An 11,056-nucleotide genomic window follows, 5' to 3' on the forward strand; every position below is an offset into this window, starting at 1 on the left:
TGAAAAAGGATGTCCTTCTTTCCCTATAGGACAAAGTCTAAAGGAGTACCTTGCCCTCAGATTGCAAATTCGCCGTAAATTTTATCCCAACCCCTTATCGGAATCCCCATTTTTTTGTAGCCTGGAGTGTAGAAAGATATAGTGCTTTCAACAAAGCCTTATCGCTTGGAAACACGCTTCTCTGGCGGTTAAGTTTTTTATAGGTGTTATTAAGGCTTTCGATCGCATTCGTGATATAGATAACTTTTCTGGTATTACTCGAAAATTTAATATCGAAGAAAGAAGATCCCAGTTCTGTTCCCAGCTCTTCATTACATGCTGATACTGCTCGTTCCACTTCTCTACAGTTAGCTGCATATTGCCGTATCCTTGCTGCTCATTAGGGGCCAAATAGATGGTTTTGAGATCTGCAGCAAATTTCTTTATGTATTTATATGAAACATATCTGAGTGTATTTCTAAGCTGATGGACAAAGCAGCGCTGGGAATACTTGTTAGAAAAAGTTACTCAAATAGCTTCTTTCATCCCGATGAGTCCGTTTGCACAAATGAGTATAATCTCCTTTACCCTGCGGGTTCAGATTGTTCAGGGTTCCAAGGTTTCATTTTCTCCAATCTAAAGGTTAATGACTTCCTTCTTACCGGACAACGTAATCGGGCAAGACTTGATTCGAAGTAGCCTATATACAAAAAATCAATGTACCGTTAAGGAATCGGTACATTGATAGTTTAGGCTATAGACTAAAATTAAATATCTTCCAAAACCTCAAGTAGAAGCTTCTATATTGAAAATATTGCCTTATAGTTCCTTATTTTTATTTAATTCACACATATATCCTGCTGTAATGATACCCGTTGGTAAAGCAACGATTGCAATACCCATAAAAGAAGATATCATCCCAAATACTTTTCCAGTAACACTGACTGGATAAATATCGCCATAACCTACAGTTGTCAAAGTTACTACGGCCCAATAAATTGCATCAAAAAAGGTATTAAAACTGTCTGGTTCTACTGAGAACATTATTAATGCAGATAAGAGTATGTATCCTCCTGCCAAGTAACATACTGCTAATAATGCTTGTTTCTCTTTTCTTATTACTGTAATGATTAAATTAAAACTCTTAGAATACCTTAAAATCTTTAATACTTTAATAGCTTTGTTCAACCTTAGTAACCTGAATAATTTAAAGCCCATATTCAAAGCAGTTAAAGAAGGTAAGATTGATAAAAAATCTATAATTGCAAATGCAGTGAAAGGATAGATGGCAAATGCCTTTTTGCCCCACTTTTGATATTTCAAATCCGCCGTTCCCCAGCGAAGTATGTAATCTATAATAAAAACAGTAACAGTTACCCTATCTATCCACAAAAATAATGTGGTTACTGTTTTAAAACATAGAGGGACAACACTTACAACTATCATAAATAGCATTACATAATCGTACATAGCACTCGTTTTATCCTTTTTAGTTGCTACTTCGATAATGTCATAGATTCTCTTTCTCATAACTTCAAATCCTTTAAAATAAATTTAGAAATTGGCTATAATATTATAATTGTAATCATAACAGTTTCTAATCACAATAGTCAAATCTTCATTCTTTTAAGGTATTAATTGAAAAAATCATAAGATATCGTCACAAAAAGTATACCTTTTGTGCTTCTATCCATTTACATCACAAAAATATACTTTTTATATTTTGTGATAGCACATAAATACAAATGGTGTTTTTGTGACACAAATGTTACTATTTATATTAAATACTAAAGAATTGGAGGGGTTTTATGTCAAAGATAGGTTATATCAGGGTATCTACGATTGAACAAAATACAGACCGTCAAGAAGTAACTCTAGGCGATATTGGAATGGATAAGATTTTTATAGAAAAAGCATCAGGTAAAAATACTAAAAGACCTGAATTAAAGAAAATGCTTGAATATATTAGAGAAGGCGATATTTTATATATCGAAAGTATTTCTAGGCTGGCCCGTAGTACAAAAGATTTACTTGCAATTGTACAGCAGCTTCAAGAAAAAAATGTTGAATTAATATCATCAAAAGAAAACATAGATACAACTACACCTCAAGGACGATTTATTTTGACTGTCTTTGCTGCACTATCAGAGCTGGAAAGAGAGAATACACTACAAAGACAAAAAGAAGGCATTGCTGCTGCACGAATCAAAGGTAAAAGATTTGGTCGGCCGAAAATTGAAAAACCGAAAAAATGGGATGAAGTTATTTCTCTATGGACAAACAATAGAATTACCGCTGTCGAAGCCATGCGTAGATTAAAAATGAATAGAGGGACCTTCTATCGAAGGGCTAAAGAATATAAAAAAATACAATAAAAAAACAGCATATCCGTATCAATGCTGTTAAATTCTATAAAAAGTAGAATTATTGGATGGGCGGTGTATCCATCATCCCAGGTACTCTTTCAAGTGTGTCGGGAACCATTTCCGACCTCAACAATTCTACTAAATTTAGTATCTTTATTTTAAAAGCTTATTTCTAATAACTTAGAATTTGTACACATAATACTATAATAATTATCTTTCTTATGCATTTCTCCAAACATTGCAATACGATAAGTGCCTTTATCTAAGTTCTTAATATTTGATGATAAATAGGAATAAACCATTTCACTAAACCAAATATCACAAACAAAAGCATCTTTTTCTGTATAAATTCGTAAATAATGTTTATTAGTCTTATCACTATACTTCCACTCTAAAAAATTCTTTCCATAAAATAATTTCCATATTTCTAAATCATTTTCTCGAATGTTCCGATTAAACCTTTTACGTGGTATTGCATATGTACTTCCTTTCCAGGCTAATTTCATTCCATTTTTAACTTCGTCTACATGTGAATTGCTATTATTATCGAGGTTATTTTTTTTAGTACCCTCAATCAACTGATTAATACAACGTTTTAATTTTAAATTAAGATTATCAATATTTCTACTGTCTTCAATATACTTTTTAAAACTACTACGAGGTATGTAATCACTTTTAGAGCTACAATCATTATCATGATTTCTTCCTGGCATTACCTTTAGGTGAGGATTCTTAAATCGATGAGATAAATGCAATGGTGGAACCTTACACTCTGGACAAAACAAAGCTTCTTTTATTCTTGCATACTCTTCAGGATCATTCATTGATAAGTACTCTATTTGGTCAACCGACAAGCAATCATCATATACCGTACAAAATGCTTCTTCAAATTTAGGATCTTTTTTTTTCATTTTATCACCATCCTTGATTACAAACCCAACATATTATGAAGTTTATATAAACTACTTTTAATCCCTCAATTTCCTATGACTCTCATCCATTTTTCAGCAATAATTAGCTAAAGTTTTTAGTTAAGATAATATCTAAATATATTACAGTTAAAACTCGTAGTCATATTAAAAAGCATGTATATAATTCCTCCATGCCAAATACTTACTCATCTAAATAACTTTTTAATAATTCTACAAGGAGATGAACCGTTGTGCCTGGATCGAACTCTGACGGTTTATCTCCCATTCTGAAATCGGACCTTCTTCGTTTTGCATTTTTGATTGCAGTATTTACCCCATCAAAAGAATCCAACATTAAATAGATATCTTCATAATTTTTCTGATATTTACCGCTGCCTAATTGATATTTCTTAAATAAATCATCTAACTTTGCATTCCAGTCATCACGATGTAATGCAGAATCACTATAATTAAAATGCAGATAAATCCAATATTCAAAAGACTGATTACTCCATGCTATCTTGTATCCTCTTTCTTCTCCATCTTCTATCGCTTTATCAAAATCTTTAAAATCGTCTTTATCAAATAACACCCAGACATTCTGATAAATAAACTTAGATTTACTTACAATTTCATCTGTCATTTCTATTAATTTACCCGTAGAACAACCTTGCCCATGAATATCAATCTCAACAACATCTACCCTGCCACCTATTTTATCTTGAATAAGTTTTTTAATTCCTTGAAAATAAAGCGGCTCAGTACGTTCACCTTCAGTAACTATAAGAAATGAATTTGTTTTTGGTTGTTTATATCCATATTTTCTTTGTTTTCTTTCTTCTCGTCGTTTCTTAAATAAATCATCCGTTCCCACTTATACACCCTCTTTCATATCAAAGTCCTTAATAAGTGGAATACCTCCATAAACACCAGCAAGATAGTCTTTTTCAAATGATGCATCAGACCTAACCTTGAAATCAGATAACGCGGATAATTCTGAATATCCATACTCATCTTTCTGAACAAACCAAATTTGATCCCTTCTAAAAAACCTCTTATCCATTAGTGTTGTGTCATGCGTAGTATAAATCAATTGTGCAGTTGAATTTTCTTTGTAAAATAAGTCTATAATAAATTTTAATAATAATGGATGCAATTTAATATTCAATTCATCTACAAAAATGGATCTATTATTAACGATTGCCGTTTTAGCATAAATAAAAATCATAATACTTTTTATCGTTCCCTCAGATTCACATTCCAAATTTAATGAATATTCTTTGCCATCTCTACCTAAATGAGTTGTATAAAAATTAATATCCTCTTTACTAACCTCAAAATAAATATCTTTAATACCTGTATCAATTGCATTTAGGAATTTAATCAAATTTTCTTTATCAACGTTAATAATTTTCGGCAAAAAAGTCTCTAGTACTCTTGTATCTTCACAAAAATCAGCTGGAACTACTAACGTATCAAAAATCTCTGAATATACATCAGTAAAAACTTTTGTTTTCATTTTAAGTTTATTAAAGAAAGACAAAGCCAATGTTTCTGCTGGAATTTGTTCCTTGTAGACTTCACATTCTTTTCTCACAGACGATCCAAATTTTACTGAATTAAATGTTCTTTCAAGGATAGTAGAAGTTCTATTTGTATTAATATTCTTCTTATAAAACCATTCACTCACAATACAATTTGCATTATATTCAAAGCCATATCTATATTCATTATTTTCATGACTCACTATAATTTGAAATTCAGAATTATCATTATTCCTTTCAAATGAAAATGGAACATAGTATTTATCAATCGCTGTTGGTTCATCACTTTTAACATTGTTTAGCGATTCCATAATAATCTGCTGAAAATAAGTCATTGCCAAATTTAAATTAGACTTACCACTTGCATTTGCACCATAAATTGCGGCTACCCTTAAAAATTTCTCTTTAGTTCCAATATCAATTAAGTTATATTCATGTTCCTTATATGCATTAATTGCTGTCATATCCAATGTTGTTTCATCCCTGAAAGATAAAACATTTTTCACCATAAATTGTATCAACATATAACACACCTCCTTAATATATAATATACTCATTTTAGGAATTTTAGTCAATGTTTTTGTGAATTTTTCGTATTTATGTTGACTTAATTTTATAATAGCGATATTATAAGTTAAAGGAAGATAGCACTCAATTTTTTTAAGTGCTATTTAAAGATAAAAAAAAGATGGTCCAAAAGACCACCCTTTCAAGATGAAAATGCTTGACGCAAATTCAAAGTCGCATTTGAATAATATCATAAGCCGTCAAGGATTTCAATCCCTTTGAAAGGTTTTATCTCTATTCCTAATAATAAAGGAAGGAGGAAACTCATATGAAATTCGATGGAGCTTTAATTAAAGAACAAGGTGTTACTTTTGCTATTGTAGTTGTAAAGCCGTATGTCCTACAGAGTTCATCCAAAGAATCAATCCGTGCAAGTTTTGTTCCCTTTTTAGGAAATGTCCCAATTATCTTAATGGCACAAAATTCTCGCGGTATTCCTACTTACGATGGAAGACGCGATATTGTACGTTTTCTTGCACACATAAACCCAGCAAGAATTCCTTGGAAACATTACACAGCTTCTTAAGCTGAGAAAGGACTTAATTATGCCAAATCAACATGTAGTTCCAAACAATGGAAAATGGCAGGTTAAACGCGAAAATTCAGACAGAGCAACCAAAAATTTTAACACTCAAAAAGAGGCTATCTCTTATGGTCGTAATATTGCAATTAACCAACAAAGTGAATTAATAATTCATAAGCGTAACGGAAAAATTCGTGATAAAGATAGTTATGGAAATGATCCTTGTCCTCCACGGGATACAAAGTATTAATGAAACGAGCAGTGACTTATTTTTTTAGTCACTGCTTTTTCTATTTTAATGATTTAATAAATAAATTAAGCTAATCCTATTCCCCCAGCTTCTTATGCAGTGGAACTCTTCCCTGCTTTTCAGCAGCTTCTTTAAATGAAACCAGTTCTTTTTCAATCAGTGCATCCAAGTCCTTTGTCTGTAAAAATCTCTGATATTCCCCATCTACCTTTTCCCATGCAGCAATCAAGCGATTCTTTTCCAGGGAATAGATAAAAGTTTCATCGCATTCTACACGGATCAGCTGCGGATCTCCATGAATATCATAATCCACTACCGGATCCGTATAGCTATAAGGAATTTTACCGATTCGCTCATCATAAATGATAATGCTCTCCTCAAACCCAGCATTTTCATCTTCCTCCGTATCAAGTAAACCATTTTCTATTTCTTCCGCGGTCATCACCCAAAGTCCAATATTTTTAGCAGCATTAATACGCAGATGCATCTCAGTTTCCGCAGAATCACAATCTAAATATTCTTTCCCACAAATTACGGCAGCCATTTCCTTAAAAGAATCTGTCTCATACATATTCTTATCTAAAGTTGCTATAAGAAATTTCCCTTCTTTTTCTTTTATTTCTTTCTGTCCATCATACACTAAGTTTATCATTATATCCCTCCTAAATTCGCTCACCATCTTTAACAAAATTAATTTCTAATTTTGCACCTAATATTTCAGCAATTTCCCGAAGTTCTTGCTCTGAGAAATTATCTCTTTTAAATTTATTGTATAAATTTTGCGGCGTTGTAGATTGAGCTTTTGCTAAATCTGCAACCGATAACTTATTTTTTATAAGCAATATTTTGATTTTTTCTGCCATCATCTATAATCACCTCTTCTAACGTAGAATATAACACGATTTAATTTTATTTGTCAACTATTTAGTTACATTTATCAATTTTATAGTTATCTATTAAACCATTCGTTTCTAACAAGTACCGATAATAGATGCTCTTTATCCTGTTTCCTAGAACAAACCGTATCCAATACATTCATAATCGCCTGATCAGATTGCCCGCTGTTTTGCTCATATTGATTAATAATCTCTCCACGTTTTCGATCTTCAGCTGTTACTTCAAAATTTTCACTTAAATGTATTCTTGAACGTTCCGCGGAGTTGATGAGTCCAGCAGCATACTTAATATTTGCTTGAATGATACCAGGGTTTAAAGTACCATTAAAGGCTCGAAATTCAATTGTTTTTTTAGCTCTAAAAGGGCGAATGTTAACACTCTGATATCTTCCCCTAGAAATCTGTTCCATAACATTTTGAAATATATGTGTTTCCCCTCCTTGTGGCATTCGTGTAGTTATTCCGTCTCGGTTCTGCTCTCTGGAAGAAGGTGCATAGCCGCCTCCACGAAATCTTCCCTGCTCGCCTCCGGAAAGTTTGAAATACACTTCTTCAAATCCAGCTGCCATTTTAAAAAAGCGTCTCCAACGCTGTCTTTTTCCATCTAATGTATGTTCTGCACCTATATGAACATGTCCTCCGGTTTTATAATTAACCTGTGCACCGTGTCGTTTTGCAACCTCACAAATTGTTTCAATCTGTCTCCATGTTTCCGGTGTGTCTTGCAATATTGGGGATATGATTTCTCCACCAAATCTTCCACTCGTAACGGAACCATCTCTTTCCACTTTCCACTTTCCGGGAATACTTTGAGAATGATATCGCTGCATTCGACGGCTGCTGCAAATTCCAAGCTGATATAACTCTGCTGCAATTGCATTACTATCACCATTTATAAATTCCAATTCCACACCAAAAGTAACGTCAGATCCATTTAACACATTTTCTCTATAATACGGAATTGGCTCTCTTGCCAAACGTTCCATATCCTGTCGAAATTGCTCCGGATTATCATTGTAAAAGAAAGCATCGTCTTGATGCTGTTGTTGGCGAATATTTATTTCTGATTGCTGTTCATGAGCCATATATTCCCCAATAACTTGATTGGGTGAAATAGCTTCATTTTGAAGATTTCCTGTCACTATGCCCTGGCTTACTTGCCCCTGCGCAATTTCTACAGCTTCTATGTGTCGGCATCTTGTATGGCGATGCTGATGATCCGGACAAGTGCAGCTACCGCTATCTATATCAACATGATAAGTATTTCCGCTTCCGGATCTGACGTTCGCACCGGAACCAAGGAAGGATACGTGTACGTTTTCTAATCCACGAGTTCGACTTTCCATGGTTACATCAACTTCCAAACCATCCAATCGGTTTTCCATTCGATCTCCCATTTCTTGCTCTTCATAAGTCGTAGTTTCTGAACGATTTCCAATGCTGTTATTTCTCGACTTTGGCATAATTAGATCCTCCTAAATTCATTGTTTCATACTCTTGTGTGTAAAAATCTATATTTCGTATCAATATTTGATTCTTTGTTAATTCTCCGGCACTTTCAGTCGGTTTTTCCGATAAAATTCCGCGTCGGCTTTGAATATAAGCTGTTTGATTTAATACTGAGATCCTATTTTTTCCGTTTCCCGCAGTTCGCAGCATCTGAAGCCGGCCCGGAGAAACCAAGCCAGCGATAATGACCTCTACGTCATCATCCAATTGACTGACTAAATAGGCAAATCCCATTAAATAATGTCTCCATGTATTTGAAGCTTTTGATTGTGTGCTGACTGTTTGAAAACTAAAAGCAATGGTTTTGATATGATTCCTTCGAATCTCTCGAATCCATTGATCCAAATCAATGCGGTTGTACCAAGAAATATCAGGAACGGCCGGAAGTCCTGCTTCCAGCATTTCATTATAAACAATGCTGCTTCGTTTGATATTGTACAAGTGGTCCATTCTAGGAGCATCTTCATAAACAGAAAAATTGGGCGCAATCACTGCAACCCAAGAAAACTCCAATAACTGTTTATATAATTCTTTTCGATTATCCCATAAGCCTTCTATCGTTCGATCCTTAACATAAAATTGCAACACCGATTTTGGATCGTTACTAAGATTTAAGGCCTCTTTTATGCCTTTTCTTCGGTAAACTCTTGCAACGTTTTCCCCGTTACTGGTAAGAAAATTACCTCCATGAATCCCAATTATTTCGCCCAAATTCATTGGCTCAGTCAAATGATCTGGAAGTATAGGAATATTGAAAGGCAAACACTTTGAATTATTTCCCGCTAGAGATAGTTCACCGCCTTTTATGCTTTGCAGCAAAGCGAAAGTAGCTCTTCTTTTCGGGCATAATGAAAAACATCGGTGACAATACTTACGGCAAAAAATTATTTCACATAAGGAGCAGCCTTGGCAATGTAATTGCCAAACGCATCGACTGCAATCTCGTTCACATAGACTCATAATTTACTTACTCCTTTTCTAAATCTTATAAATATTAAATTCCTTTTCCAAATTGCTTATAATTTCATTTACTTGCTTTCGATGCAACGAGGATAAGGGCATCCCACGCATGATTTTTAATTGCCGTTGTAAAATTCGAGCATTTCTTGTTAATTCTAATAATGCAATCTGTTCTATACTTTTTTCTTCTTTCATTTCTGCACTTCGACTCATACTACAAATACCTTTCTAGCCTTCTATTCTTGCTTGTGACGTTTGTTTTTTGTTTTTATGTAATTTCCTATTGCTTCTAAAAAACAAACTCTTAAAACGAATTTTAAATAATTCCAATAAAAAAATCATTCCCTCCTTCCGTCCATCAGTTCTCTATAGACTGAATGATGAATGACTATTATTAAAGTATCTTAGTATAATAACGTAATACTTAAGATATATATACTGTTTCTATTAAGACTGTTTCTATTAGTGTATTCATTTTCGATGTCTCGAAAACGAAGACATCGGGCAAATACACACTATATGCATCCTTCTAATCCATTGCTCTTAACAAAAAGTTCTCTTTTTGTCTTTAATTCGGAACGCTCTATCATTAATTTTTTGTGAGTGAGTTCATTTCCGGATAAAACAGCTTTTGACATTTCTTTAGAAAGTGAAATCAATTGATTATCCATTTCTTTTAAATCCGGATATGTATTATATAATTCCTGAATTTGTTTCTTATGTTTAGCAGCTGCTTCTTTTTCCCTTTCTTCCTCTTGTCTTTTCTTCTCAATTAAATTCTCAGCTTCTTGTTTTTTATTATTGATATCAAAAATACTATTCGCAATGCACGTTTGCAAGTACGCTTTTTTGTTTATAAAGCCTTTTTTATTGGCAGCGGCATTATGTGCCACTAATCGAATATGATCCGGTGTGAGACGATTTAAAAGCTCCTGAATGGCATCCTTTTTCTTGATTGCACCAGCAATGGTAATTTGTTCGCTGCTGTCCATATCTTCTATTGCCATAAATATTTCTTCAATCAGATCGGAATGTTCTGTTTCAGATTCTTTTAAACGATCAATCTCCAAACGTTCTCGCAATTCCTGAACACTTGATTTCTTTTTTACTTTTAAACGAGGAATTTTACTATGAGATCTATGTCCCGCTGATACTTCAGGATCTTTCGATGGCAACGCATCCAGTTTTTCTTTCTCTTGACACTCTTTCGCATCAGGAAGTGATACAATTGTATAAATATTTTTACTGTAAATATTGCAGCCAGCTTCCTTAGTGCGTTCTATACGAATATAGTCCAATTGAACTAATTGCTTAAAGTGTCTATAATAACGATTTGCCGATATCCCTAATTCTTCAAGAATTAAATTTCTATTCGGGAAAGCTTGATTCCCTCCACCAGCAAAAGAAGCCAAATAACTATAAATACATTTTGCTTCCGGAGTTAATCGTTTATCTCTCATTACAATTTTAGGGTTTATACCATATCCCTGGGCCATAATTCCTTCTACCCGCAGAATATTTACGATCTCATTTTCTTTCATTATAGAAACT

Annotated in this window: 13 protein-coding genes and 1 pseudogene; 3 read left to right on the top strand and 11 right to left on the bottom strand. The window is 33.5% G+C overall.

Going from position 1 to position 11,056, the window contains the following annotated elements:
* Positions 1-56: 56 nt before the first annotated feature.
* Positions 57-654, bottom strand: a pseudogene (locus I2490_RS17110) (IS256 family transposase); the annotation flags it as partial.
* A 144-nt stretch (positions 655-798) separates the two neighbouring features.
* Positions 799-1,509 carry an ion transporter gene (locus I2490_RS00725; protein ID WP_206457867.1) on the bottom strand — a complete coding sequence of 237 codons (711 nt, stop codon included), beginning with the start codon at positions 1,507-1,509 and terminating at the stop codon, positions 799-801.
* Between the two features lie 278 nt (positions 1,510-1,787).
* On the opposite strand from I2490_RS00725, the gene I2490_RS00730 reads away from it, so the two are divergent.
* Positions 1,788-2,354 carry a recombinase family protein gene (locus I2490_RS00730; RefSeq protein ID WP_206457868.1) on the top strand — a complete coding sequence of 189 codons (567 nt, stop codon included), beginning with the start codon at positions 1,788-1,790 and terminating at the stop codon, positions 2,352-2,354.
* A 149-nt stretch (positions 2,355-2,503) separates the two neighbouring features.
* On the opposite strand, the gene I2490_RS00735 is transcribed toward I2490_RS00730, so the two are convergent.
* The 3 genes from I2490_RS00735 to I2490_RS00745 form a co-directional block, all read right to left on the bottom strand.
* On the bottom strand, positions 2,504-3,256 hold the full coding sequence (locus tag I2490_RS00735; RefSeq protein ID WP_206457869.1) for a hypothetical protein: 753 nt from the start codon (positions 3,254-3,256) through the stop codon (positions 2,504-2,506).
* 202 nt (positions 3,257-3,458) lie between these two features.
* Entirely contained in the window at positions 3,459-4,130 is a 672-nt protein-coding gene (locus I2490_RS00740; RefSeq protein WP_206457870.1) for an RloB family protein, read from the bottom strand.
* Positions 4,131-5,324 (bottom strand): AAA family ATPase, encoded by a 1,194-nt coding sequence (locus I2490_RS00745; RefSeq protein WP_206457871.1) that lies wholly within the window; start codon positions 5,322-5,324, stop codon positions 4,131-4,133.
* 311 nt (positions 5,325-5,635) lie between these two features.
* On the opposite strand from I2490_RS00745, the gene I2490_RS00750 reads away from it, so the two are divergent.
* Both I2490_RS00750 and I2490_RS00755 read left to right on the top strand, forming a co-directional pair.
* Positions 5,636-5,893 (top strand): hypothetical protein, encoded by a 258-nt coding sequence (locus I2490_RS00750; protein ID WP_206457872.1) that lies wholly within the window; start codon positions 5,636-5,638, stop codon positions 5,891-5,893.
* A gap of 19 nt (positions 5,894-5,912) precedes the next feature.
* Positions 5,913-6,140 carry a DUF2188 domain-containing protein gene (locus I2490_RS00755; protein ID WP_206457873.1) on the top strand — a complete coding sequence of 76 codons (228 nt, stop codon included), beginning with the start codon at positions 5,913-5,915 and terminating at the stop codon, positions 6,138-6,140.
* A gap of 76 nt (positions 6,141-6,216) precedes the next feature.
* Here I2490_RS00755 and I2490_RS00760 read toward each other — a convergent pair whose 3' ends face one another.
* The 6 genes from I2490_RS00760 to I2490_RS00785 form a co-directional block, all read right to left on the bottom strand.
* Entirely contained in the window at positions 6,217-6,792 is a 576-nt protein-coding gene (locus tag I2490_RS00760; protein ID WP_206457874.1) for a hypothetical protein, read from the bottom strand.
* Positions 6,793-6,802: 10 nt separating this feature from the next.
* Positions 6,803-7,006 (bottom strand): transcriptional regulator, encoded by a 204-nt coding sequence (locus tag I2490_RS00765; RefSeq protein ID WP_206457875.1) that lies wholly within the window; start codon positions 7,004-7,006, stop codon positions 6,803-6,805.
* An 83-nt stretch (positions 7,007-7,089) separates the two neighbouring features.
* Positions 7,090-8,499 carry an amidoligase family protein gene (locus tag I2490_RS00770; protein ID WP_206457876.1) on the bottom strand — a complete coding sequence of 470 codons (1,410 nt, stop codon included), beginning with the start codon at positions 8,497-8,499 and terminating at the stop codon, positions 7,090-7,092.
* Entirely contained in the window at positions 8,480-9,505 is a 1,026-nt protein-coding gene (locus I2490_RS00775; protein ID WP_206457877.1) for a DUF4417 domain-containing protein, read from the bottom strand. Before I2490_RS00775 ends, I2490_RS00770 begins: the two co-directional genes overlap by 20 nt.
* 18 nt (positions 9,506-9,523) lie before the next feature.
* Positions 9,524-9,718: a hypothetical protein gene (locus I2490_RS00780; RefSeq protein ID WP_206457878.1), complete on the bottom strand. Its 195-nt coding sequence runs from the start codon at positions 9,716-9,718 to the stop codon at positions 9,524-9,526.
* A gap of 302 nt (positions 9,719-10,020) precedes the next feature.
* Positions 10,021-11,046 carry a helix-turn-helix domain-containing protein gene (locus tag I2490_RS00785; protein ID WP_206457879.1) on the bottom strand — a complete coding sequence of 342 codons (1,026 nt, stop codon included), beginning with the start codon at positions 11,044-11,046 and terminating at the stop codon, positions 10,021-10,023.
* Between the last annotated feature and the right edge of the window lie 10 nt (positions 11,047-11,056).

The sequence above is a fragment of the Anaerovorax sp. IOR16 genome (assembly GCF_017168145.1).
Lineage (GTDB): Bacteria > Bacillota > Clostridia > Peptostreptococcales > Anaerovoracaceae > IOR16.

Excerpts from the sequence above, each read along its gene's own strand:
- I2490_RS00725 (WP_206457867.1), bottom strand. The coding sequence starts at position 1,509 with ATGAGAAAGAGAATCTATGACATTATCGAAGTAGCAACTAAAAAGGAT.
- I2490_RS00730 (WP_206457868.1), top strand. The coding sequence starts at position 1,788 with ATGTCAAAGATAGGTTATATCAGGGTATCTACGATTGAACAAAATACA.
- I2490_RS00735 (WP_206457869.1), bottom strand. The coding sequence starts at position 3,256 with ATGAAAAAAAAAGATCCTAAATTTGAAGAAGCATTTTGTACGGTATAT.
- I2490_RS00745 (WP_206457871.1), bottom strand. The coding sequence starts at position 5,324 with ATGTTGATACAATTTATGGTGAAAAATGTTTTATCTTTCAGGGATGAA.
- I2490_RS00750 (WP_206457872.1), top strand. The coding sequence starts at position 5,636 with ATGAAATTCGATGGAGCTTTAATTAAAGAACAAGGTGTTACTTTTGCT.
- I2490_RS00755 (WP_206457873.1), top strand. The coding sequence starts at position 5,913 with ATGCCAAATCAACATGTAGTTCCAAACAATGGAAAATGGCAGGTTAAA.
- I2490_RS00760 (WP_206457874.1), bottom strand. The coding sequence starts at position 6,792 with ATGATAAACTTAGTGTATGATGGACAGAAAGAAATAAAAGAAAAAGAA.
- I2490_RS00765 (WP_206457875.1), bottom strand. The coding sequence starts at position 7,006 with ATGATGGCAGAAAAAATCAAAATATTGCTTATAAAAAATAAGTTATCG.
- I2490_RS00770 (WP_206457876.1), bottom strand. The coding sequence starts at position 8,499 with ATGCCAAAGTCGAGAAATAACAGCATTGGAAATCGTTCAGAAACTACG.
- I2490_RS00775 (WP_206457877.1), bottom strand. The coding sequence starts at position 9,505 with ATGAGTCTATGTGAACGAGATTGCAGTCGATGCGTTTGGCAATTACAT.
- I2490_RS00780 (WP_206457878.1), bottom strand. The coding sequence starts at position 9,718 with ATGAGTCGAAGTGCAGAAATGAAAGAAGAAAAAAGTATAGAACAGATT.
- I2490_RS00785 (WP_206457879.1), bottom strand. The coding sequence starts at position 11,046 with ATGAAAGAAAATGAGATCGTAAATATTCTGCGGGTAGAAGGAATTATG.